This window comes from Variovorax gossypii, assembly GCF_003965815.1.
Lineage (GTDB): Bacteria > Pseudomonadota > Gammaproteobacteria > Burkholderiales > Burkholderiaceae_C > Variovorax > Variovorax gossypii.
The window spans coordinates 1046048-1069720 of sequence record NZ_RXOE01000001.1; the positions used below are offsets into that span (position 1 = coordinate 1046048).

Here is a 23673-nt window from a genome sequence, read left to right on the forward strand (position 1 = left end):
GTCGAGGGCAGCCCGGTTTACCGCGCTGCCCTTTTTATTTCCTAATCCAGCCTTCTCCCGCCACTTGAACCAGCCCACCCCCGCGATCGTTGCCCAGAGCGCCGTGCGCCGGCTGCCGCGCATCGCATTGCTCCTGCTGTGCGCGGCGTATCTGCTGCCGGGGCTGGTGGGCCGGGGCCCCTGGAAGAGCGCCGACATCACGGCCTTCGGCTACATGGCCGAGCTGGCTCGCAGCACCGAAGGCATCGCGCGCTGGTTCGACCCGATGCTGCTGGGCCTGCGCCCGGAAACGCCGGCGCTGATCCCGTACTGGATCGGTGCCCTGGCGATCAAGATCGCCCCCTCGTGGCTGAACCCCGACCTGGCCGTGCGCATCGCGTTCGCGTTCCTGCTCTGGGGCACCTTCACGGCCACCTGGTACGCCGTGTACTACCTGGCCCGCACCTCACGCGCCCAGCCGGTGGCCTTCGCATTCGGTGGCGAGGCCCGCCCGACGGACTATGCGCGCGCCATCGCTGATGGCGGCCTGCTGGCACTGATCGCCTGCCTCGGTCTCGCGCAACTGGGCCACGAGACCACGCCCGCACTGGCGCAGCTTTTCTTCGCCTCCCACCTCTTCTACGGCGTGGCCGCGCTGCCCTATCGCCGCACGGGCCCCGTGATCGCACTGGCCGTGGGCACCATCGGCATCACGCTGAGCGGTGCGCCCACGGTCGGACTGGCGCTGGCTGTCGGCAGCGCGCTGTACATCGCCTACGAGCGCCGGCTTGCCGCGCAGTCCGAGAGCGAAAACGCCTATGACGAAGACAGCGGCCCCGGCTACACGCTCGGCGCCCTGCTCACGATGATCGGCATCACCGTGCTGGCGGCCGTGCTCGTGTTCGGCCTGAAGCTGCCCACGTGGAAGATCACCGTACTCGGCGGCTCCCTTGTCGGCGACGTGCGCAGCCAGGCCAAGCTGCTGGTGTGGTTCACGTGGCCGGTCTGGCCGCTCGCCATCTGGACGCTGTGGCGCTGGCGGCGACAGCTCACGGCCCGTCACGTCGCGCTGCCCTTCTGGTTCGCGGTGGTGCCGCTGGCCGCCACCTGGACCACCGACTACTCCGACCGTTCGCTTCTGCTGGCGCTGCCCGCCTTCGCCACGCTCGCGGCATTCGCCCTGCCCACCTTCCGGCGCAGCGCGGCGGCCCTGATCGACTGGTTCAACGTGCTGTTCTTCAGCGGCCTCGCGGTGCTGGGCTGGATCTACTGGATCGCCATGCAGACGGGCGTGCCGCCCAAGCCCGCGGCCAGCGTCGCACGGCTGGTGCCCGGCTTCGTTCCCGAGTTCTCGCCGATTGCCGTGGCCCTGGCCGCGGCCGCGACCATCGCCTGGTGCTGGCTGGTGCGCTGGCGCACGGGGCGGCATCGCGCCGCGCTCTGGAAGACGCTGGTGCTGCCGGCCGGCGGCACGGCACTGTGCTGGATGCTGCTGATGACGCTGTGGCTTCCGCCCATCGACTACGCGCGCAGCTACGTGCCGCAGATCCGCGCCGTGGCCGAGCGCGTCGGCCAGCCGCGCTGCATCGCGGAACTCGCGCTCAGCCGCCCGCACATCGCCGCGCTGCGCCATCACGGCAACTTCAACGTGCAACCACTGCTGCTGGGCACCGATTGCCCGTGGCTGCTGGCCAGCCCCGAAACGATCGAGCGCCTGCACACAATCATTCCCTTCGACCAGTGGCGCTTTGCCGGTACGCTGCGCCGTCCCAGCAGCGCGGCCGACGACCTCCTGCTCTACCAGAAGATCACGCCGCAGTGAGGGGCGAACGGGCTCTGATCGCGCGGCACGCCGGCACGGTGCTCGTCGGCCAGCTGGCCGTGATGGCCTTCGGCGTGACCGACACCATCATCGCCGGCCGCTACTCCGAGCATGCATTGGCCGCGCTGTCGGTCGGCGCCGCGGTCTTCGTCAGCGTCTACGTCTCGCTGATGGGCGTCCTGCAGGCGCTGCTGCCGATCTGGGCCGAACTCCACGGCGGCGGGCGCGGCGGCGAGGTGGGCCGGTCGGTGCGGCAATCGCTGTACCTGGCGGCCATTGCGATCATGGTCGGCATGGTGATCCTGCTGCTGCCCGGCTCGGTACTGCAATGGACCCAGGTGCCGGCGGACATGCGGGGCGAAGTCGAGGCCTACCTCGCCGTGCTGGCCTTCGCGCTGGCGCCCGCCCTGCTCTTCCGCCTGTTCAGCACGCTCAACCAGAGCCTGGGCAGGCCCCAGCTCGTGACACGGCTGCAGCTGGGCTCGCTGGTCGTGAAGCTGCCGCTGTCCATCTGGTTCACCTTCGGCGGCGCGGGCCTGCCGGCCATGGGCCTCGTGGGCTGCGGCTGGGCCACGCTGTGCGTGAACTGGACCATGCTCGGCTGCGCCATCTGGCTGCTGCGCAGCCGGCCGTTCTATGCCGATTACGGGCTCTGGAAGCGCATCGAGGCCCCCGACTGGCAGCAGATCCGCAAGTTCGCGCGGCTCGGCGTGCCGGGCGGCCTGGCGGTGCTGGTCGAAGTCACGTCATTCACGCTGATGGCCCTGTTCATCGCGCGACTCGGCACAGCTGCCGCGGCGGCGCACCAGATCGCATCGAACCTGCTGGCCGTGGCCTACATGACGCCGCTGTCGCTGGCCATCGCGACCAGCGCCCGCGTGAGCTTCTGGCTCGGCGCGGGCGATGCAGCCAAGGCGCGGCACGCCTGCCGCCAGGGCTTCGAGCTGACCGCCGTGTGCGCGCTGTTCTATGCCGCCGTCATGGCCGCGCTGCGCAACGAGCTCGCCAACGTGTATTCCGACAACCCGGCAGTCATCGCGATGGCTGGCGCGCTGCTGCTGGCCGTGGCGCTGTACCACTTCGCGGACGCGGTGCAGACCTTCTGCGTGTTCGTGCTGCGCTGCTACCGGGTCACGCTGGCACCACTGGTGATCTACTGCACGATGCTGTGGGGCGTGGGCCTTGGCGGAAGTTATCTCCTCGCCTACCGTGGCCTCGGCCCCTGGGCGGCCATGCAGTCGCCTCTGGCGTTCTGGATCATGAGCGCCGCCGCGCTGGCCCTGACCGCCCTGCTGTTCGGAGTGCTGCTGCGCTGGACGATGCGTCAGCGCGCGAGATAGTCAGAAAGAAAGAAAGAAAGAACGAACGAAGAGTGAAGAACCCGACGGCCTACTTGGCCATCACGCGCGCTTCACGCACACGCGCCGCCGGGAACACCAGCGCGAAGCGGGAGCCCTTGCCCACCGTGCTTTCGATGCGCAGTTCCGCGCCGTGCCGCTGGGCGATGTGCTTGACGATCGCCAGCCCCAGCCCCGTGCCACCGGTTTCGCGCGAGCGACTGCGATCGATGCGATAGAAGCGCTCGGTCAGCCGCGGAATGTGCTCGGCGGCAATGCCCGGACCGGTGTCTTTCACGGCGTATTCGCCACGCCCGTCGGGCAGCACCTTCCAGCTCACCGCCACCTCGCCACCGCCGGGCGTGTAGCGGATGGCATTGCTCAGCAGGTTCGACATCGCACTCTGAAGCTCCGTCGGCGCGCCCGACACCTCGGACTCGGCATCCACGGAGAACGAAAGCCGATGGCCCTGCGGCGTCAGGCGACCCGACAGGCCCCGGCCCTCGTCTTCGCATTGCGCAAACAGTGCACGGATGCGAATCCACTGGTTGCCCGAAGGCGGCGCACTGCCTTCGAGCCGCGACAGCGTCAGCAGGTCGTTCACCAGCGTCTCCATGCGATGCGACTGCTGCCCCATCAGGGAGAGATAGCGTGTGCGCTCATCCGCATCGAGCGGCAGGTTCTGCAGGGTCTCGACAAAGCCCGCCAGCACCGTCAACGGCGTGCGGATCTCATGCGACACGTTCGCCACGAAGTCGCGCCGCATCGCCTCGGCCTGCTCCAGCGCAGTGATGTCACGCGTGAGCAGCATCCGACGGTTGCCCGCATAGGGATGCACCTGCACCGACAGCCGCACGGGGTGGCCGCGCTGGTGGCCGTGACCGAGTCCGGATGCGTCGATGACCACGTCGCGGCTGTAGTTCCAGGACGCGAGGTAGGCCACGAAGGCCGGGTCGCGCACGAGGTTGGCCAGATGCTGCGCCAGATCGCGCTCGGCATCGATGCCGAACTGGCTTGCCGCGGTCTGGTTGCACCATTCGATCCGGCCCTGCTCGTCGAGCAGCACCACGCCGTTGGGCGACGCCTGGATTGCCGCGAGAAACTCCTGGAGGCGGTCTTCGGCCTGTCGGGTCTGCTGCTCACGGTCGCGCAACAGCTTGCGGATGCGCTCCGCCAGTTCGCCCCACACGCCTGCGCCACGCGAAGGCAGGCCACTGGCGTCGTTGCGCAATACACGCATCAGCCGCTCGGCACGCCAGGCATCCAGCCCGAGCCAGACTACGGCGCCCAGCCACGCGCCCAGCCACCCGAACTTCCAGCCAAAAATGCCGACAGCACCCGCTCCTATGATGAGGGATGCTATTAAAAAAGTAGCAATACGGAACGGCATGGCGGGCGATTATCCGCGCCCGCGGCCAAGGGAAGCCACGGCGCTCAAACCGTGACTTGGGCGGTCAGGCGATAGCCCGCTCCGCGGACAGTCTCGACCATGGGAGCCGCCGCGCCCAACGATTCGCGCAGGCGCTTGACGTGCACGTCGACCGTGCGCTCCTCGATGTAGACGTGGTCGCCCCACACCTTGTCGAGCAGCTGCGCCCGGCTGTGCACGCGCTCGGCATGCTGCATCAGGTAGGCCAGCAGCTTGAATTCGGTCGGCCCGACCTTCAGCGCGCCGCCCTGCCAGGTCACGCGGTGCGTGGAGGTATCGAGGGCCAGTTCGCCGATCTCGACGCGCTCAGTGACCACTTCAGGTGCCCGGCGGCGCAGCACGGCGCGGATGCGGGCCAGCATTTCCTGGGTGGAGAACGGCTTGGTGATGTAGTCGTCGGCGCCGGCGTCGAGGCCGGCAACCTTGTCGGGTTCGTCGCCGCGCGCGGTCAGCATCAGGATCGGGATGGCCTTGGTGCGCGGGTCCTTGCGCCATTGGCGCGCGAGCTGCAGGCCGCTCTGGCCGGGCAGCATCCAGTCGAGCAGGATCAGATCGGGCAGGAAGGCGTCGATCTCGCGCTGGGCTGCGGCGCCATCTTCCGACCAGATCGGCTCGAAGCCGTTGTGGCGCAGGTTGACGGCGATCAGCTCGGCGATCGAGGACTCGTCTTCGACGATCAGGACTCGGGGTTTCTTCATGCTTTCTTTGGAGTCTTGCTGCGGTTGTTACTGCAGCGCGGACTCGATTTCCTGCATCGAAGTGTGCCGCACATCGGCACCCTTGACGATGTAGATGATGAATTCGGCGATGTTCTTGGCGTGGTCGCCGATACGTTCGATGGCCTTGGCCAGGAACAGCAGGTCCAGGCTGGCCGAGATCGTGCGCGGGTCTTCCATCATGTAGGTGACCAGCTTGCGGACGAACCCGTCGAACTCCTTGTCGATCAGGTCGTCGTCCTTCAGGATCGACACGGCCGCCGCGGTGTCGAGCCGCGCGAAGGCATCGAGCGCCTTGCGAAGCAAGCCCGCGGCCAGGTCGGCGGCAATGCGCAGTTCGGTCGTGGGCAGCTGCCGGGCCGCGCCGCTCTCGATGATCGACTTGACCATGCGGGCGATCTTGTTGGCCTCGTCGCCGACGCGCTCGAGGTTGGCGGTGGTCTTGCTGATGGCGATCAGCAGGCGCAGGTCGCGTGCGGTCGGCTGGCGGCGCGCGATGATCGACGACAGCTCGCGGTCGATGTCGATCTCCATCGCGTTGACGCGATGCTCGGTTTCCATCACGCGGTTGGCCGCCTCGGGATCGAACTGCAGCAGTGCGTACACGGCCTGGTTGATCTGCGACTCGACCATGCCGCCGAGTTCCATCACGCGCGACGAAACGCCGTTGAGCTCGCTGTCGAATTGGCTGGAGAGATGTTTCTCGGTCATGTTGTCTCCTTTGACTTCAACCGAAACGGCCAGTGATGTAGTCCTCGGTCTCCTTGCGCTGCGGCTTGAAGAACATCTGTTCGGTCGCGCCGAACTCGATCAGGTCACCGAGGTACATGTAGGCGGTGTAATCGCTGCAGCGGGCGGCCTGCTGCATGTTATGCGTCACGATGACCACCGTGTATTCGTTCTTGAGCTCCGCGATCAGTTCCTCGATCTTCGCGGTCGAGATCGGGTCGAGCGCCGAGCACGGCTCGTCGAGCAGCAGCACTTCGGGCTTGATCGCGATGCCGCGGGCGATGCAAAGACGCTGCTGCTGGCCACCGGAGAGGCCGGAGCCGCTTTGCTGCAACTTGTCGCGCACTTCGGTCCATAGGGCTGCCTTCTTCAGGGCCCATTCGACGCGATCGTCCATTTCGCTGGCCGAGAGGTTCTCGAACAGCTTCACGCCGAAGGCGATGTTGTCGTAGATCGACATCGGGAACGGCGTGGGCTTCTGGAACACCATGCCGACCTTGGCACGGATCAGTGCCACGTCCTGCTTGGAGGTGAGCAGGTTCTCGCCGTCGAGGGCGATGGTGCCTTCGGCGCGCTGCTCCGGATAGAGCTCGAACATGCGGTTGAAGGTGCGCAGCAGGGTCGACTTGCCGCAGCCCGAGGGACCGATGAAGGCCGTGACCTTGTTCTCGGGGATCTCGAGATTGATGCCCTTGAGCGCGTGGAACTTGCCGTAGTAGAAGTTCAGGTCCTTGACCGAGATCTTCGAGCGCGACGGTTGTGCAACTGTGTTTGGCATGTTGTTGTCTTCTTCCGAGTTCAATGTTTGTTGCGCGTCAGTACCCGCGCCAGGATGTTGAGGGCAAGCACGGCAATCGTGATCAGGAACACGCCGGCCCATGCCAGCTGTTGCCAGTTCTCGTACGGGCTCATCGCGAACTTGAAGATCGTGACCGGCAGGCTGGCCATCGGCTGGCTCACGTCGGCGGTCCAGAACTGGTTGTTCAGCGCGGTGAAGAGCAGCGGCGCGGTTTCGCCGGCGATGCGCGCCACGGCCAGCAGCACACCGGTGACCACGCCTGCACGGGCAGCGCGCAGCGTGATGCTGGTGATGACCTTCCACTTCGGCGTGCCGAGTGCATAGGCTGCTTCGCGCAGGCCCGGCGGCACCAGCTGCAGCATGTTCTCGGTGGTACGGATCACCACCGGAATCACGATCAGCGCAAGCGCGACTGCGCCTGCGAGACCGGAGAATGTCTTGAAGTAGGCCACCACCACGGCGTAGACGAACAGGCCGATCACGATCGACGGCGCCGACAGCAGGATGTCGTTGACGAAGCGCGTGACCGAAGCGAGCCAGCCCTTGGGGTTGTACTCGGCCAGGTAGATGCCGGCCATGATGCCGATGGGCGTGCCCACGAAGGTGGCCAGCATCACCATCACGAACGAGCCGAAGATCGCATTCGCGATGCCGCCCGCCTCGTTCGGCGGCGGCGTCATCTGGGTGAAGGTGGCGATGGCGAGGCCGCCCACGCCCTGGCGCAGCGTTTCCCAGAGGATCCAGATCAGCCAGAACACGCCGAAGGCCATGGCGGCAAGCGACAGCGTGAGAGCGATCTTGTTGACGCGGTTGCGCGCAGCGAACTTGGCCTGGCGCGTTTCGGCCAATGCCTTGGCCACGAGAAGGTTCTGGGCGGTGCTCACGACTTGGTTCCTTCGCTCTTCTTCATCTTGGCCAGCAGCATCTTGGAGAGCGACAGCACGACGAAGGTAATGAAGAACAGCACGAGGCCGAGGTACATCAGCGCAGCCTGGTGCAGGCCCGCGCCGGCTTCGGCGAATTCGTTGGCAAGTGCCGAGGTGATGCTGTTGGCAGCCTCGAACACGGAAAGGGAGTTGAGCTGGTTCATGTTGCCGATCACGAACGTGACGGCCATCGTTTCACCCAGCGCCCGGCCGAGGCCGAGCATGATGCCGCCGATGACGCCGGCCTTGGTGTAGGGCAGCACCACCTTGGAAACGACTTCCCAGGTGGTGGAGCCGAGACCGTAGGCCGATTCCTTGAGCAGCGGCGGCGTCACCTCGAACACGTCGCGCATCACCGAGGCGATGAACGGGATGATCATGATCGCGAGGATGATGCCGGCCGAAAGAATACCGATGCCCACGGGCGGGCCGGACACCAGCGCGCCAAGGTACGGCACGCCGGAGAGCAGCTTCTGCAGCGGCTGCTGCACCCAGGTCGACAGGATCGGGCCGAACACCAGCAGGCCCCACATGCCGTACACGATGGAGGGCACCGCTGCGAGCAGTTCGATGGCCGTGCCCAGCGGGCGCTTGAGCCAGCTGGGCGAAAGTTCGGTGAGGAAGAGCGCGATACCGAAGCTCACCGGCACAGCGATCACCAGTGCGATGAACGAGGTAGCCAGCGTGCCGTAAATCATGACCAGGCCGCCGTATTCGTCCTTGACCGGATCCCACACGCTGCTCGTGAGGAAACCGAGGCCGTACTTGGAAATGGCGGGCCATGCACCGGCAACCAGCGACAGCAGGATGCCGATGAGCATCGCGAGCGTCAGCAAGGCGGCGCCCTTGGCGGCCCAGCCGAACAGCCGGTCGGCCATCGGGCCGGAACGCGGAGCCTTCACGGGCGGCGGAGGTGCGGTTGCACGACCGCGCTCGGCCGCGAGGTCGAGAGAGGTGGTGGCGGCAGGAAAGGTGGATGACACGGGTCGCTCCGGCAAAGACGAAAGCGGCGCGTCCTGGAGCGAAGAGTTGCTCATGGGCGCGCCGTCCTGGACTGATGGGTAGGTTTACTTGAACGCGACGGCCTTGCCCGACGAGTCCTTCACGTCACCCCATGCCTTCGCAATGGCGGTCTTCACGGCGTCGGGCATCGGCACGTAGTCGAGCTCGTCGGCCGTCTTGTCGCCGCTCTTGTAGGCCCAGTCGAAGAACTTGAGCACGGTGGTCGCGTTGGCGGGCTTGTCCTGCACCTTGTGCATCAGGATGAAGGTTGCGCCGGTGATGGGCCATGCGTCCTTGCCGGCCTGGTTGGTCAGCACCTGGTAGAAGCTCTTGCTCCATTCAGCGCCGGCGGCGGCGGCCTTGAATGCCGAGTCGTCGGGCGACACGAAGGTGCCGGCGGCGTTCTGCATCTGGGCGTACGTCATCTTGTTCTGCTTGACGTAGGCGTATTCGACGTAGCCGATCGAGTTGGGCAGGCGATTCACGAAGGCGGCGACGCCTTCATTGCCCTTGCCGCCCGCGCCGGTGGGCCAGTTCACGGCCGTGCCTTCGCCGACCTTGGTCTTCCACTCGGCATTGACCTTGCTCAGGTAGTTGGTAAACAGGAAGCTGGTGCCCGAACCGTCGGCACGGCGAACCGGGGCGATAGCTGCGTCGGGCAGGTTCAGCGAACCGTTCAGCGCCTTGATGGCGGGGTCGTTCCACTTGGTGATCTTGCCGAGGTAGATGTCGCCCAGGACCTGGCCGTTGAGCTTCAGTTCGCCGGGCTTGACTCCCTGGATGTTGACCACGGGGATCACGCCACCGATGACAGTGGGGAACTGCATCAGACCCTTGGCCTGGAGTTCGTCGTCCTTCAGGGGAGCGTCCGAAGCGCCGAAATCGACGGTCTTGGCTTCGATCTGCTTGATGCCGGCGCCCGAGCCGACCGACTGGTAGTTGATCTTGACGCCGGTGGCCTTGTTGAAATCGGAGGCCCACTTGGCGTACAGCGGTGCCGGGAAGCTGGCGCCGGCGCCGGTCACGTCTTGTGCGAAGGCGGGAATGGAGAACACCGCGGCCACGAGACCGGCTGTTGCAAATTTGAACGTCGTTTTCATGAAGCTTCCTTTTAGAAGTAAGAAGTAGTCCCTTTTCGGGCTTGGGACGGACTCTAGAAAGCTTCTGTGACATCGGTGTGACACCCCTCTGTCGAGGGAAAATGCCTTTTTCCCGCCGGTGATTCGTGTGACGCTGTCACATAACCGTCATGCGATGCGCCTAGCCTCCCGAGACTCGCCATCGGGCGATCCAGAAGGCGGGGCGCCCTGTCACGGCGCTACGATCAAACATAAAGACTCCCCGCCTTCTCCCTTCAGAACCACATGCAAAACGGCACCCGCCTCGCAGCAGTCGACCTGGGCTCCAACAGCTTCCGGCTCGAAATCGGACAGGTCGACCACGGCCAGATCCACCGCACCGAATACCTCAAGGAAACGGTGCGCCAGGGCAACGGCCTGGACAGCGCACGCAACCTCACGACCGAGGCCATGCAGCGCGGCTGGGATGCGCTCGCGCGTTTTGGCGAGCGGCTGGCTGGCTTCAAGCGCTCGCAGGTGCGGGCAGTCGCCACGCAGACCCTGCGCGAAGCCCGCAACCGGGAAGAATTCCTGTTGCGCGCGCGCACCATCCTGGGTTTCGGCATCGACGTGATCCCGGGGCGGGAGGAAGCCCGCCTTATCTATCAGGGCGTGGCGCACATGCTGCCGCACAACGACGCCTCCGACCGCGAGCGCCGGCTGGTGGTCGACATCGGGGGGCGGTCCACCGAAATGATCATCGGGCATGCCCTGGAAGCCGACCGCATGGAGTCGTACCGGGTCGGCAGCGTCGCCTGGTCGATGAAGCACTTCGGCGAGGGGCTCTTCACCCAGTCCGCCTTCCGAGCCGCCGAAGTCGCCGCCAAGGCCGTGCTGGACGACGCGCTCGGCAGCTACACCCGCGACCAGTGGGACGTGGCGTACGGCGCCTCGGGCACCATCGGCGCGGTCGGCGACGTGCTCGCGGCGGCGGGCGGCGAGCCCGGCCTGGTCACGCGCGAGGGCCTCGACTGGCTGCTCGACCGCCTGCTCAAGGCCGGCAGCGCCGAAAAGCTGCGCATCGACGGCATGCGCGAAGACCGCAAGGCCGTGATCGGCGGCGGGCTCAGCGTGCTGCGCGCGGTGTTCGACCTGCTCGGCATCGACGAGATGAAAGTCGCCCAGGGCGCGCTGCGCCACGGCGTGCTCTACGAGCTGCTCGAGCGCGACGAGAGCGTTGCCGACATGCGCACCACCACCGTGGCGCGGCTCGCCAACCGGTTCGCGGTCGATGCGGCACAGGCCCGGCGCGTCGGCGAGACCGCCGCCGCCCTTTTCGTGCAGCTTTCGCCCGCCGCGCGCGGCGGCAGCACGACCAACCGGGCAGGCCGCGCGCTGCGCAAGCTCGGATGGGCGGCACAACTGCACGAGATCGGCACGCTGGTGTCGCACAGCGACTATCACAAGCACGGCGCCTACATCCTCGACAACACCGATGCACCGGGCTTTGCCGTCAACGAGCTGCATGCGCTCGGCCAGCTGGTGCTGGGCCAGCGCGGCAAGCTGCGCAAGCTCGAGGCCTCCCTGGACGACGAAACCTTCGTGATGCAACTGCTGTCCCTGCGGCTCGCCGTAATCCTTTGCCATGCGCGGCGCGACCCGGATCCGGAGGCTTTGCATCTCGCGGCACTGGGTGCCCGGGCTTTCACCATCGCCTGTGCGCCGGACTGGGCGGATGCGTATCCGCAATCGGCGCACCTGCTGCGCGAGGAAGTGCTGGCCTGGCAGAAAACCAGCAACTGGCGCGTGGAGCTCAGCGGCTGCTGAGCCCCTCCACTATCCAGTCAGTTAGAGCAGTTAGAGCAATTCAGGCGACTGCACCGTCACAACGACGGTCTGCACGTCGCCGTCGCGCTCGCGCGTGCGGATCCACCACAACGCCCCCTTGCGCACCGGACAGCTGTCCTGTTTCAGGCCTAGCAGCAGGGAAATCGCCTGCCCCACCGACGGCTGGTGGCCGATCATCAACACCACCGATTTGCCATTGGGCCAGCCGGCCGCGCCGAGCAGCGCCTCGGCCGTGGTGTCGGGAGCCAGCTCCGAACGCAGCTTGTACTTGCGGCCCAGCGCCAGGGCAGTCTGCTCGCAGCGCCGAGCGGGGCTGCAGATGATGCGCGTGCCGTCCGGCAGTTGACGGTCCAGCCAGGCCGCCATCCGCTTGGCCTGCTTTTCGCCGCGCGGGGTAAGCGAACGCTGCATGTCGTCGCACCCCTCGGTCCAGTCCTCGGCTTCGGCGTGACGCCAGAAGATCAAGTCCATGGTCATCGTCTTTCGATCTTCAGTTGCTGGATGCATCTCTGAGATGCCCTCGTGATGCGTAGCGGTTCATGAGCGCCGCCTGCGCGCCATGGGCTTCGACGACGGGCGATGCGCCCGCCTCGCCCGAATGCGTGTCGTGGTCGACGCGCGTGTAGGTACCGTCCGCGCCCAGGTCCCAGGCATCGCGGCCATCGTGCAGGTAGGCCACCAGGCATTCGTCGATCAGGCGCTGGCGCAGTCCGGGGTCGGTCACGGGCCAGGCGAGCTCGACGCGGCGCATCATGTTGCGGTTCATCCAGTCGGCGCTGGACAGGTACAGCGCCTCTTCCTCGCCATTGCGGAAATAGAAGACGCGCGAATGTTCCAGGAAACGGCCGATCACCGAGCGCACCCGGATGTTGTCCGTCACACCCGGCACCTGGGCCGGCAGCGTGCAGGCGCCGCGCACGATCAGGTCGATCTTCACGCCCTTCTGACCGGCGCGGACCAGCGAGGCGATGATCTCGTCGTCGGTCAGCGCGTTCATCTTGGCGACGATGCGCGTCGGCTGGCCGGCCGCGGCGGCCACGCCCAGCGCATCGATCTGGGCGATGACGTTCTTGTGCAGGTCGAACGGCGCCAGCCACATGCGGTTGAGCTTCGGCAGCCGGCTCTGGCTTGCCAGGTGCACGAACACCGCCTCCATGTCAGCCGTCAGCAGCGGATCGGCCGTGAGATGGCTGATGTCGGTATAGAGCCTGGCGGTGCGCGGGTTGTAGTTGCCGGTGGAAAGATGGCCGTAGCGGCGCAGCTGCTTTCCCTCGCGCCGCGTCACCAGCAGCATCTTGGCGTGGGTCTTCAGGCCGACCACGCCGTACACCACCTGCGCGCCGATCGATTCGAGCATTTCAGCCCAGTTGATGTTCGCCTCTTCGTCGAAGCGCGCCTTCAGCTCCACCACCACCGTGACTTCCTTGCCCCGGCGAACGGCTTCGCGCAGCAAGTCCATCATTTCCGAGTCGGCGCCCGTGCGATAGATGGTCTGCTTGATCGCCAGCACCTGCGGGTCTTGCACCGCCTCGCGCAGGAAGGCCAGCACGCCCTCGAAGCTCTCGAAGGGCTGGTGGATCAGCACGTCGCCGCGCTGCAGCTGTTCGAAGAACGACTGCCCGGAAGACAGCGTGACCGGGTAGGACGCACGGTAAGGCGGAAAGCGCAGCTGAGGCTCGTCGAGCAGATCGGCCAGCTGCGTGAGCCGGGCCAGGTTGACCGGCCCGTGCACGCGGTAGAGCGCCTCGGGCGGCAGGTTGAACTGTGCCAGCAGGAAGCTCGCGAGCGACTCGGCACAGCTTGCCGAGACTTCGAGCCGCACGGCCTGACCGTAGTGCCGGTGTTGCAACCCCTGGCGCAGCGCGGTGCGCAGGTTCTTGACGTCTTCCTCGTCCACCGCAAGGTCGGAATGCCGCGTGACCCGGAACTGCGAGAAATCTCCCACCTCGCGCCCCGGGAACATGCTTCCGAGGTGCGCCCGCACGACGCTGGACAGCGCCACGAAAAGCGTCTTGCCCTCCGACACCTTCGCCGGCATCTTGATCAGACGCGGCAGCACGCGCGGCAGCTTGACGATCTGGATCGGGTTTTCGCGCCCGAAAGCATCCTTGCCGCCCAGCCTCACGATGAAGTTGAGCGACTTGTTCGCCACTTGCGGGAACGGGTGTGCAGGGTCGAGGCCGACCGGAATCAGCAGCGGGCGCACTTCGCGCTCGAAATACTCGGCGACCCACTTGCGCTGGGCCGGATTGCGCTCGCCGTGCGAAATGATGCGGATGCCGTGCGTTGCGAACGTCGGCATCAGCTCGTCGTTGTACAGCGTGTACTGGCGCGCCACCAGCTTGTGGGCCGCCTCGGCCAGCCGCTCGAACGACTCGACCGTGTAGGTGCCCTTGTGGTCGCCGGCGCTGCCCGCGATCAGATGAGGCGCGGCACGGACTTCGAAGAACTCGTCGAGGTTCGACGAGACGATGCACAGATAGCGCAAGCGCTCGATCAGCGGCACCTCTTTGCGATGCGCCCAGTCGAGCACACGCTCGTTGAACGAAAGAATGCTGTGGTCGCGATCGAGCAATGTGAACGCGGGTGCCGCAACGTCGAGGGACGATTCTGCGGGGGCGGATGGCATGGGCACTGATTCTGCAGCAGGCGACACAGGAGGAAACGTAGGCTGAAATATGACAGTGTCAGCCCCTCTTGTGACAGTTCCGTGACTGCTTTGTGACGCAGTTGCTCCAGCCATCTGCTGGCGGCCCTCGCCAGATGACGAAGCGAGCGGCCCGGTTTCGGGCCGGTCGGCCGCCGGCTTCATGCGCCCAGGAAGTGCTTACGGTAACGCGCCGGCAGATCGTCGATGCGCATCAGCATCGGCAGATCGGCTGCGTTGAAATCCGGATCCCAGGCAGGCGCGCCGAGCACTTTCGCGCCCAGACGCAGGTAGCCCTTGATGAGCGCCGGGGGCTCCACATCGAGCGTGCTGTCGAGCCGTTCGACCGGCAGCGGCAGGCGGGGCTGCACCTGGTATTGGATCGGCGCCATGTGCTTGGCCGACACCTGGCGCCAGATGCTGGCTGCCGCATCGCCATTTGTGACACCGTTGTGTGACATCGGAATGCTCGCGCAGCCGATCATCGTGTCCAGCTTGTTGCGGTGCATGAAGCCGGCCAGCGCTCCCCAGAGCGCGAGGATCACGCCGCCCTGGCGGTGGTCGGGGTGCACGCAGCTGCGGCCCAGTTCCACCATGCGCTCGCGCAGGTCGCGCAGGCGGGTGAGGTCGAATTCAGTATCGCTGTAGGTGCTACCGACCCGGCGAGCCTGTGCCGGGGTGAGCACGCGGTAGGTGCCGATGACTTGCTGGGTCAGTTCGTCACGCACCAGGAGGTGCTCGCAGAAATCGTCGAACAGGTCGATGTCGTGGCCGGCCACCGGCGACGAGACCCGGGCGCCCATTTCGCCGACGAAGACGTCGTAGCGAAGACGCTGGGCGGCGCGCACGTCGTCGAGGTGACGGGCCCAGCCCACGGTGATGCCTTGCTTGGACTCGATGGCCTGCGGCAGGATGACCGCGGGAGCCTGGGGCACCGACGTGCGGGCGGCAGCGGTCGATGTGGCGGTTGCAGGAGCGGGCCACAAGGCCGCGCGCAGCCCGATCTGCGAAAGCGGAAACGTCGGGTTGGGCAGTTCTTTCATGGGGAAACCCTTTCTGCCGAGGGAGTCTCCGCACCTGCGATGAAGCGGGCATGTCAGGAACATTGCAGGCACGTGACGCTGTTACAGCCCGCAGCCGCCGCCGAAACGCCCGTAACCGCTCGGGCGGGCTTCGTCGTCTAATGCGGTGGTTTTTCGAAACGGAGTTTCCCCATGGCCACGACCAATGCCAACGGCACCGACAACAGCCGCCTCCATCAGACCTTCCCCGTACTCAGTGACACGGAGATTGCGCGCATTGCGCATTTCGGCACCGTGCAGCAGTTCGCGCGCGGCTCGAGGCTGTTCACTGCGGGAGAAACCGGCCCCGGCATGTTCGTGCTGCTGAAAGGCGTCGTCGCAGTAACGCAACGCGACGGTCTCGGCCACGTGGTTCCGATCGTCCGGCAGGGGCCGGGAGAGTTTCTGGCCGAAGTCGGCCAGCTGAGCGGCCGCCCTGCCCTGGTCGACGGCCATGCCGACGAAGACGTCGAAGCGCTGCTCGTGTCCCCCGCGCAACTGCGGGCGCTGCTCGTCGCCGAAGCCGACCTGGGCGAGCGAATCACCCGCGCACTGATATTGCGGCGCGTGGCGCTGATCGAATCCGGCGCCAGCGGGCCGGTGCTGATCGGCCAGCCGCAGTCGCCCGACATGGCGCGGCTGGAAAACTTCCTGCGCCGCAACGGCTATCCATATCACCTGGTCGACGCCGCTGAAGACCCCGACGCCGCCGCGCTGCTCACGCAGTACGGCGCCTGCAAGCTGCTGGCCGTGTGCCCCGACGGCTCCGTGCTGGTCAATCCGAGCGACGAAGCGCTGGCCCGCTGCCTCGGCATGGTCGATACCGCCGAGCGCAACGAACTCTTCGACGTGGCTGTCGTCGGCGCCGGCCCCGCCGGCCTGGCGACCGCGGTGTACGCGGCGTCCGAAGGGCTGCGCGTGATCGTGCTCGACTGCCGCGCATTCGGCGGCCAGGCGGGCGCCAGCGCGCGCATAGAGAACTACCTGGGCTTCCCCACCGGCATCTCCGGTCAGGCGCTGGCGGGCCGCGCTTTCGTGCAGGCCCAGAAATTCGGCGTCGAGATGCTGATTCCGGCCAAGGTCGTCTCGCTCGACTGCTCCCGCAACAATCCGATGGACAGCCTGGCCATCGCACTGGCCGACGGCCGCACGATCCACGCCCGCACGGTGGTCATCGCCAGCGGCGCGCGCTACCGCCGCCCCGACGTTCCACGTCTTGCCGAATTCGAAGGCCGCGGCATCTGGTACTGGGCCTCGGCGATCGAAGCGAAGATCTGCGCCAGCCAGGAGGTGGCACTGGTCGGCGGCGGCAACTCGGCCGGCCAGGCTGCGGTGTTCCTGTCGCGCCACGCGGCCAAGGTCAACGTGCTGGTGCGCGGACCGTCGCTCGCGGCCAGCATGTCGCGCTACCTGATCGACCGCATCGAAGCCACGCCGAACATCTCGCTGCAGCCGCACACCGAGCTCGTTCGCCTGCACGGCGGCTCCAACGAAGGGCTCACCGGCGCGACATGGCGCTGTCACACCTCCGGCAACGAACATGACTGCGCGGCGCGCAACATCTTCCTCTTCGTCGGCGCAGAGCCCGAGACTTCATGGCTCGAAGGCTGCGGCGTGGCTGTCGACAAGCACGGCTTCGTGCTGACCGGCACGGCCGCCAGCCTCGGCTTTCCGGCCCGGCCCGCCGCGCCGCTCGAGTCGAGCGTGCCGGGCGTGTTCGCCGTCGGCGACGTGCGCTCGGGCTCGGTCAAGCGCGTGGGCGGCGCGATCGGCGAAGGCGCGGCGGCGGTCGCGTTGATTCACCAGCATCTGTCTCAAACCTCGGCAGTGGCCTGAGGCACGACCAGTCACCCCGAACAACAAGGAGTCGAAAGTTGCCCATCAAGTCCTGCGAGCACGTGCCCACCGAGATCGCGCAGCCCCACGCACAGCATCAACGCGGCTGCGAAGACTGCCTGAAGACCGGCGACACCTGGGTGCACCTTCGCCTGTGCGTGCATTGCGGTCACGTCGGCTGCTGCGATTCGTCGAAGAACCGTCATGCGACGAGGCATTCGCACGCGGAAAGTCATCCCGTCATCCGTTCGCTCGAGCCGGGCGAAAGCTGGATGTGGTGCAACGTGCATGAAAGACAGGTCGGCTGAGACTTGACCAGGCAGACGGCGAATTCCCGCGCCTGCGCGCGTTTGGAGTCGCACGTATAAGCTGGCGGGCTCCCATCAAACACAGCCCATCACCGGAGCGCCAGACAACATGCCCGCATCGCCCATCGAGGTCTACTCGTGGCCTACGCCGAACGGCCACAAGATTCACATCATGCTGGAGGAGTGCGAGCTGCCGTATCGCGCGCACCCCGTGAACATCGGCAAGGGCGACCAGTTCGCGCCTGACTTCCTGCAGATCAGCCCCAACAACAAGATCCCCGCCATCACCGACCCCGACGGTCCGGACGGCAAGCCGATCTCTCTCTTCGAATCGGGCGCCATCCTCGTCTACCTGGCAGGCAAGACCGGCAAGTTCCTGCCTACCGGCGACCGTGAGCGCTACGACGTGCTGCAGTGGCTGATGTTCCAGATGGGCGGCGTCGGCCCCATGCTCGGCCAGGCGCATCATTTCCGCATCTACGCCCCCGAAAAGATCGCCTATGCCATCGATCGCTACAGCAACGAAGCCAAGCGCCTCTACGGCGTGATCGACAAGCAGCTGTCGAAGAACAAGTTCATCGCCGGCAAGAGCTACTCGATTGCCGACATCGCCATCTTCCCGTGGCTGCGCAGCTGGGAAAACCAGGGCATCACCCTCACCGACTTCCCCCGTCTGAAGGACTGGTTCGACGGCATCGCCGCGCGCCCGGCCGTGCAGCGCGGCGTGAAAGTGCTGGCCGACCTACGCCAGCCGATCACCGGCGACAAGGAACGTGAGATTCTTTTCGGCAAGACGCAGTACCAGAAGCACTGAAAGGTCCTTTATCCGGGCTAGAATAGAAGGCTTGTCGGGGTGTAGCGCAGCCTGGTAGCGCATCTGGTTTGGGACCAGAGGGTCGAAGGTTCGAATCCTTTCGCCCCGACCAAAAAATCGAAATGCACACAGTCACATAGCGGGCTGTGTGCATTTTTCGTTTTGGATCCGAAGCAGAGTCGGCGATGCGCGTTGCAGGGCGAGTCGTGCCGTGGAACTGGGTAGAATCCGCCGCGGCCAGCCCGGAAGCAAAGGCGTCTAAGTCGTTGATTTTCCTGGCTTCTCTTCGGCCTCAAATCTGCCCGTAGCTCAGTTGGATAGAGCACCTGCCTTCTAAGCAGGTTGTCGGGGGTTCGATCCCCTCCGGGCAGGCCAATCGCGCCTCTAACCGCTGCGGTTTTCCCTGACCGATGCGTGCTCATGAAAAGTTCTGAGCCACGGGTGCCGGCTTGGCGTTTGTCACTCAGTTCCTCTTCCTCGCCCCAGAGCTCCGGTCGCTCGTCTGCGGGCCATGCCGACGAACGCATGACTGTCGCCTCGCTCAGCGGCACAGGGCCGCTATCTACGGCGGGATCGGATCGGTGGAGATTCGACGGGCGCTTGCAGGTTGATCAATCACCTGTGCAACACACTGTCACCTTTCGGCAGTCTTTACTGAAAACAAAAGGTCTACACTTCATTCGGGCAGCCAATCTCTCCCTCCTCCCTCCTCTGGCTGCCCGTTTTAGCCCGCTTCGGCGGGTTTTCTTTTGGAGAAGCGCTCAGGTCACGAGCACACCTTGCGCGTCTTCGCGTTCAAGCTCAGCCTCGTCGATCCACTCGATGCATTTCTCCTCGAGCATCGTGTCGCCACAGTCCCGCGGCAAATCAGTGAGGCTCAGCACGACTCTGCATCGCTCCTGTCCCTTGCAGTAGATGCTGGCAGACGCCGAGTATCCGCACTCGGTCGCCGTCGTTCGAGTGATCGAGATCGTCCACGGCTCTCGATCTTCGGAAACAGCAAATGACGTAGATGGGGTCTCTTGGCACCTGCCAACGCTCTTGCCGAGCAGAAGCCGCCCGCAGAGGAAGAATTACGCGGTTCGGAAGCAGAAGCTCGTGAGCCATCTATTCCTACTGAAGGCACGGATCAAGGCGCATGATGGGCCCATGAACATCCAGCTCGGCTTCGAAATCGCCTATCAGTTTCCTCGCTCGACGCCGATGATTCTGACCCTCAGCATCCACTATTCGCGAGCATCGGATCTCCTGCACCCGGACCACCTGCTCACGAATCCAGCCGTGCCCACCACGGCGTACCGCGATCTGTTCGGGAACTGGTGCACGCGCCTGGTCGCCCCGGCAGGCCGCTTCGTGTTGAGTACGGATACCGTGGTTCATGACAACGGCTCGCCGGACATCGTTGTGCCCTCGGCGCCGCAGACGCCGGTGGAGTACCTGCCCGAATCCACCTTGGTCTATCTGCTGGGTAGCCGCTACTGCGAGACCGACTTGCTTTCCAACTTTGCCTGGCAGCGTTTCGGGAACGGGCCGACCGGATGGGGGCGCGTGCAGGCGGTCTGCGATTTCGTGCACCAGCACATCGAGTTCGGCTACCAGCACGCTCGGCGTACCCGTTCTGCCTTGGAGGCCTTCAGGGAAGGGCAAGGCGTGTGCCGGGACTATGCGCACCTGGCCATCACCTTATGTCGATGCCTGAACATTCCCGCACGTTATTGCACCGGATACCTGGGAGATGTCGGAACTGCGCCGCCATTCGGCCCGATGGATTTCGCAGGTTGGTTCGAGGCTTTCCTAGGCGACCGTTGGTACACCTTCGATGCGCGCAACAACGTACCCCGCATCGGCCGCGTGCTGATTGCGCAGGGACGGGATGCCAGCGACGTGGCGTTGTCCTGCACCTTCGGTCCGGACAAGCTGGACGGCTTCAAGGTCTGGTGCGACGAGATCCAGTGAATAAGAAGCACGTGGCGAACTTTCGCTGTCTCGCCCGGGATCCCTGAGTGCGGATGCGGCGGGCTCCAGAGCATCGAGCATGCGGTCTTTCCACTGATCATCCTCAAGCCCGAGGAGGTCTCCCATGCAGGATCGCTGGGGGCGTAGAGCTGGATCTTCCTGCAGGCCGCAGAGTCTGACTTCCGTTCAGAAGGCATGGCTCACCAGTCGATCGTGATCAACGACATTGCCGCTGAAGGTCGCGCCGAACTGCGGCGCCGGCAGACCTTGGGGCCTTGGGAGTGGCGGAAGAAGTCACGCGGCTGGCAGGCATCGCACCACGGCTCCCCAGTTGCTGCCCGGATCGGGAACGCGTGGCACCTGCCAGGCCGATGAGGTCGCAGGCAGAGACCCGGCTGGATAAGGCGTTATCGCCAGGATAGTGCGCCGCCGCCTCCGGCCCAATCCCCCGCCTCTTCCGGTCTCTCCGAATTTCACCCCAGGTCCCGCCATAGGCTGAGCTTCCCTGTTGTCCAGAGGAACAAAACCCGCATGCGATACACCGCCCGGAAGCTCACCATCATCGCCACGACGGCCATCGTCGCGGTCTCATCCACACTCAGCGGTTGCGTGGTCGCGCCACCGCCGACCGCCGCCACCGTGACGTTCGCGCCCGGTTCGACGCTTCCGCCCGGGTATCGAGGCAAGGCGTACGTCGTGAGCGACTGGCAATCCCGAGGCCTCTACGAGCCCCCGCAGGGCTATGCCTGGCGCTACGTCGACGGGCAATATGTCCTGGCGGCCGTGGCCACCGGGATCATCGCCGCGGCTTTCCTTGGTGCGCTCTTCGGTCATGGCGGCCACGGCGGGCCGGGGCCGGGCTTTGGTCCCCGCTAGCTTCGGTCGAGCCGCCGTCATTTCGTAGGGCCCTTGATTTGCTCGACGCACTCCGCGCCCTGTGGGCCGCACTGGTCGCCATCGGCCAGTTCCTGGCCTGGTTGCTGAATCTACTGTCGTGAGGCGGATCAGCTTGATCAACTGCTTGCGGACGCCTGCGGCTCCCCCAGAGAAAGCATCAGCCGGTTCGCCCAGTTGAAGAAGGCGGCGCCGTGGATGACGTCGGCAATCGCAAGATCGTCCAGCCCTTGCGCGCGCAGTTGAGCCACGTGCTCGGGCCCGAACGCGGACGGCGTGGCAGACAGCGCGACCGACGCCGCCACGATCGCATTCCAGCGCTCGCCCAGCTCGGCCTTCACGCCTTCGTCGAGAAGCCGCTGCACGTCGTCCGTTCGCTGCGAAAAATACGAGGCGAAGCGCGCATGCACCGAGGCGCAATAGATGCAGCCATTGAAGCGCGAAGCCGCGGTGGCCGAGAGCTCGCGCTCGGCACGCGGCAGGCCCGCTTCGGGGTTGTAGAAGATGTCCTTGTCGGTACGCGTGCGCGCGCCAAGGATGTCCGGGTCGCGCGCCAGCAGGCGGAAGTACGGCGACTTCGCACGCGATGCATCCACCAGCCCGGTGAAATGCCGCTCGGTCAGGTCGGCCTCGGGCAGCGGCTCGAGCCAGGGCAGCCATTCGAGCTGCGCCTGCGTGAAGGCGTTCGGATGAATGTTCCCGGGATGGTTCAGCACGGATTCGGCGCTCATGGTGTTCTCTTCGACTCAATCGACAAGGGTGACGGGGCGTTGCGCCAGAGCCCGCAAGCCGCTGACGACCCGGATCTGGAACGCGAGGAACGCAACGAGCTGCGACAGCGTCACGATCTCGGTGCTCGACCATCCCGCGTCGAGCAGCGACTGCAGTGCTGCAGCGCTCGCATCGCGCGGATGAAAGACGAGCAGGTGTGCGTGCTCGAAGCCGGCCGAAAGCCGCTCGCCCAGCACCGCGCGCTGCGCGTCGCTCACCGCGTACGAGGCACCGCCCGCATCCTCGACGCTGAGCGATCCGGCGGGATAGCGGCCATGGGGGCCCTGTGCAGCACCCCGCTTTGTTTCGGTGGCGATGGCCTCGACCACTCCGGCACGAGCGCCCTGCCCCGGCAGCGCATCCGCATAGAAGCGCGCCACGTCGGCCTGGCTGTGCAGCCCCGCGACGAAGGCCGCAATGGCAAACCGGTCCGCGATCTCGAAATTCCCGAACAGCGGTGGCGTCGGTGCGAACAGTGCCAGATAGCTCTGCTGCGCATGGATGCGCGCCTGCTCGCGCTGCGAGCGGATGTGGTCGAGGTGGCTGCCGGGCTCGATGCCGGCAAGCCGGTCGATGACATCGGGCACCGCCGCTGCGAGGGGAGCCGAAGAAAAAGAGGAGGAGGAAGAAGAGGAAGCGATGGCGTTCATGGAAGAAGGAATGCGGCTAGAGAAGTGCAAGCGCCTGGAGATCCGGCGCGCTCGCCCCGCGCGTCCAGCCCAGGGCCGGCGCGACCACGGTGGCGGTCAGCTCGATGGAGCGCAGGATCGCCTCGTGCGGCGGATCGACCGAATGCACCTGGCAGACGAGATCGGTCACGCGCGCGAGCGTGCTGTCGACGCGCAGCGAGGCGATCACGTCATCCGGCGATCCGACGTGCACGTCGTACTCGGCAATCAGTTGTTCGAGCGGCGCATCGGGACCGGCCCTGTCGGCAAGACCGGTCTGGCCCGAAGCCGCGAAGCGGGCCGCCGAACGGCGCAGGCCGATGTCGGCCAGGCGCAGGGCCTCCTTGCGCGTGTCCGCCACGAAGACGCTGCGCGAGCCCACGATCCGCGGCGTATGGCCGGAAGGCAGCGCTGCAAGGTAGGCATCGACGATAGGGTTCTGGATCTCCGCGAGCGAGGCATGCGGCGCATGCCCGGGACGCGGCTGCGTGCGCGACAACATCAGGCCGTCGCTCGCGTTTCCCGCGCGCGTGCCGCCGCTCACCGAGAACGTGGCCTGCCAGATGCGGCCCAGCAGCTGCGAGCCCGACGGGTACAGCGTGTCGCCGCCGGCCAGCGGCTGGCCGGCCCATGCCGAGCGCACCGCGGCGAGCTGCCTGGCGAAGATGGCCGATCGGTCGTTGCCGTCGAGCCCGAAGGCCGCGAAGGACTCGGGCGTGCCGCCCGTTCCCACGCCCACCTCGAGCCGGCCGCCCGAGAGCAGGTCCAGCACGATCGCGTCCTCGGCCACTCGCACGGCGTTTTCCAGCGGCAGCGTGACGATGCCCGTGCCCAGCCGGATGCGCCGGGTGCGCGAAGCCACGTAGGCCAGGAAGACGAAGGGCGAAGGCAGCCCGCCCTCGTGCTCATGAAAGTGATGCTGCGCCACCCAGGCCGAGTCGAAGCCGAAGGCCTCGGCGTGGGCGATCTGCGCGGCGACCAGGCGGTAGCGCTCCGCGGCGGGAGCATCGTCGAGCAGGCGGCTGAAGAATCCGAGGCGAAGCGGGCGCGAGGAATGAGAAGTGCCGGGCATC

Annotated in this window: 22 protein-coding genes and 2 tRNA genes; 10 read left to right on the forward strand and 14 right to left on the reverse strand. The window is 66.0% G+C overall.

The window, feature by feature from the left end:
• Window positions 1-64: 64 nt before the first annotated feature.
• A complete protein-coding gene (locus tag EJP69_RS04855; protein ID WP_126468875.1) occupies window positions 65-1801 on the forward strand; it encodes a hypothetical protein in 1737 nt (578 codons plus the stop codon).
• The gene (locus tag EJP69_RS04860) at window positions 1798-3141 is read left to right on the forward strand and encodes an MATE family efflux transporter (protein ID WP_126468876.1); all 1344 of its coding nucleotides are present in this window, start codon (window positions 1798-1800) and stop codon (window positions 3139-3141) included. Before EJP69_RS04855 ends, EJP69_RS04860 begins: the two co-directional genes overlap by 4 nt.
• Before the next feature lie 49 nt (window positions 3142-3190).
• Here EJP69_RS04860 and phoR read toward each other — a convergent pair whose 3' ends face one another.
• Genes phoR through pstS form a run of 7 tightly spaced genes read right to left on the reverse strand, consistent with a single transcriptional unit; the run spans window position 3191 to window position 9839 of the window.
• Entirely contained in the window at window positions 3191-4528 is a 1338-nt protein-coding gene (phoR, locus tag EJP69_RS04865; protein ID WP_170217042.1) for a phosphate regulon sensor histidine kinase PhoR, read from the reverse strand.
• Window positions 4529-4572: 44 nt separating this feature from the next.
• A complete protein-coding gene (gene phoB / locus EJP69_RS04870; RefSeq protein WP_007836652.1) occupies window positions 4573-5265 on the reverse strand; it encodes a phosphate regulon transcriptional regulator PhoB in 693 nt (230 codons plus the stop codon).
• A gap of 27 nt (window positions 5266-5292) precedes the next feature.
• On the reverse strand, window positions 5293-5994 hold the full coding sequence (gene phoU, locus EJP69_RS04875; protein WP_019653047.1) for a phosphate signaling complex protein PhoU: 702 nt from the start codon (window positions 5992-5994) through the stop codon (window positions 5293-5295).
• Between the two features lie 16 nt (window positions 5995-6010).
• A complete protein-coding gene (gene pstB / locus EJP69_RS04880; RefSeq protein WP_021007056.1) occupies window positions 6011-6790 on the reverse strand; it encodes a phosphate ABC transporter ATP-binding protein PstB in 780 nt (259 codons plus the stop codon).
• A gap of 20 nt (window positions 6791-6810) precedes the next feature.
• The gene (pstA, locus tag EJP69_RS04885; RefSeq protein WP_093195550.1) at window positions 6811-7695 is read right to left on the reverse strand and encodes a phosphate ABC transporter permease PstA; all 885 of its coding nucleotides are present in this window, start codon (window positions 7693-7695) and stop codon (window positions 6811-6813) included.
• Window positions 7692-8774 (reverse strand): phosphate ABC transporter permease subunit PstC, encoded by a 1083-nt coding sequence (gene pstC, locus EJP69_RS04890; protein WP_093195551.1) that lies wholly within the window; start codon window positions 8772-8774, stop codon window positions 7692-7694. Before pstC ends, pstA begins: the two co-directional genes overlap by 4 nt.
• Before the next feature lie 30 nt (window positions 8775-8804).
• The gene (gene pstS, locus EJP69_RS04895) at window positions 8805-9839 is read right to left on the reverse strand and encodes a phosphate ABC transporter substrate-binding protein PstS (protein ID WP_093195552.1); all 1035 of its coding nucleotides are present in this window, start codon (window positions 9837-9839) and stop codon (window positions 8805-8807) included.
• A 264-nt stretch (window positions 9840-10103) separates the two neighbouring features.
• On the opposite strand from pstS, the gene EJP69_RS04900 reads away from it, so the two are divergent.
• Entirely contained in the window at window positions 10104-11624 is a 1521-nt protein-coding gene (locus EJP69_RS04900) for a Ppx/GppA phosphatase family protein (RefSeq protein ID WP_093302515.1), read from the forward strand.
• A gap of 30 nt (window positions 11625-11654) precedes the next feature.
• On the opposite strand, the gene EJP69_RS04905 is transcribed toward EJP69_RS04900, so the two are convergent.
• From EJP69_RS04905 to EJP69_RS04915, 3 genes are read right to left on the reverse strand one after another with little or no spacing between them, the layout of a single operon-like run.
• Complete coding sequence (locus EJP69_RS04905) at window positions 11655-12116, reverse strand: SixA phosphatase family protein (RefSeq protein ID WP_176947504.1); 462 nt, start codon at window positions 12114-12116, stop codon at window positions 11655-11657.
• 19 nt (window positions 12117-12135) lie between these two features.
• Window positions 12136-14457 (reverse strand): polyphosphate kinase 1, encoded by a 2322-nt coding sequence (gene ppk1 / locus EJP69_RS04910; protein WP_126468877.1) that lies wholly within the window; start codon window positions 14455-14457, stop codon window positions 12136-12138.
• On the reverse strand, window positions 14454-15335 hold the full coding sequence (locus EJP69_RS04915; RefSeq protein ID WP_093195556.1) for a GNAT family N-acetyltransferase: 882 nt from the start codon (window positions 15333-15335) through the stop codon (window positions 14454-14456). Before EJP69_RS04915 ends, ppk1 begins: the two co-directional genes overlap by 4 nt.
• Before the next feature lie 171 nt (window positions 15336-15506).
• Between EJP69_RS04915 and EJP69_RS04920 the strand changes: the two genes are divergently transcribed.
• The 5 genes from EJP69_RS04920 to EJP69_RS04940 all read left to right on the forward strand — a co-directional run bounded on the left by EJP69_RS04920 (window position 15507) and on the right by EJP69_RS04940 (window position 18686).
• Window positions 15507-17189, forward strand: coding sequence for an FAD-dependent oxidoreductase (locus EJP69_RS04920; protein ID WP_126468878.1), 1683 nt, complete (start codon window positions 15507-15509; stop codon window positions 17187-17189).
• A 38-nt stretch (window positions 17190-17227) separates the two neighbouring features.
• Window positions 17228-17497, forward strand: a complete 270-nt coding sequence (locus EJP69_RS04925) for a UBP-type zinc finger domain-containing protein (RefSeq protein WP_093195558.1) — start codon at window positions 17228-17230, stop codon at window positions 17495-17497.
• A gap of 109 nt (window positions 17498-17606) precedes the next feature.
• Window positions 17607-18311, forward strand: coding sequence for a glutathione binding-like protein (locus tag EJP69_RS04930; protein ID WP_126468879.1), 705 nt, complete (start codon window positions 17607-17609; stop codon window positions 18309-18311).
• Window positions 18312-18346: 35 nt separating this feature from the next.
• Window positions 18347-18423, forward strand: a tRNA-Pro gene (locus EJP69_RS04935).
• Between the two features lie 186 nt (window positions 18424-18609).
• Window positions 18610-18686 (forward strand) — tRNA-Arg (locus EJP69_RS04940).
• 386 nt (window positions 18687-19072) lie between these two features.
• On the opposite strand, the gene EJP69_RS29970 is transcribed toward EJP69_RS04940, so the two are convergent.
• Entirely contained in the window at window positions 19073-19195 is a 123-nt protein-coding gene (locus EJP69_RS29970) for a hypothetical protein (protein WP_256230659.1), read from the reverse strand.
• 265 nt (window positions 19196-19460) lie between these two features.
• Between EJP69_RS29970 and EJP69_RS04945 the strand changes: the two genes are divergently transcribed.
• Window positions 19461-20267, forward strand: a complete 807-nt coding sequence (locus EJP69_RS04945; protein WP_093304790.1) for a transglutaminase-like domain-containing protein — start codon at window positions 19461-19463, stop codon at window positions 20265-20267.
• 531 nt (window positions 20268-20798) lie between these two features.
• Complete coding sequence (locus EJP69_RS04950) at window positions 20799-21143, forward strand: RcnB family protein (RefSeq protein WP_126468880.1); 345 nt, start codon at window positions 20799-20801, stop codon at window positions 21141-21143.
• A 137-nt stretch (window positions 21144-21280) separates the two neighbouring features.
• Here the strand turns inward: EJP69_RS04950 and EJP69_RS04955 are convergent, their stop codons facing one another.
• Genes EJP69_RS04955 through EJP69_RS04965 form a run of 3 tightly spaced genes read right to left on the reverse strand, consistent with a single transcriptional unit; the run spans window position 21281 to window position 23672 of the window.
• Window positions 21281-21892: an alkylhydroperoxidase domain protein gene (locus EJP69_RS04955; RefSeq protein WP_126468881.1), complete on the reverse strand. Its 612-nt coding sequence runs from the start codon at window positions 21890-21892 to the stop codon at window positions 21281-21283.
• 15 nt (window positions 21893-21907) lie between these two features.
• Complete coding sequence (locus tag EJP69_RS04960) at window positions 21908-22582, reverse strand: CMD domain protein (protein ID WP_126468882.1); 675 nt, start codon at window positions 22580-22582, stop codon at window positions 21908-21910.
• Window positions 22583-22598: 16 nt separating this feature from the next.
• Window positions 22599-23672 carry a putative FMN-dependent luciferase-like monooxygenase gene (locus EJP69_RS04965; RefSeq protein ID WP_126468883.1) on the reverse strand — a complete coding sequence of 358 codons (1074 nt, stop codon included), beginning with the start codon at window positions 23670-23672 and terminating at the stop codon, window positions 22599-22601.
• Window position 23673 lies beyond the last annotated feature (1 nt).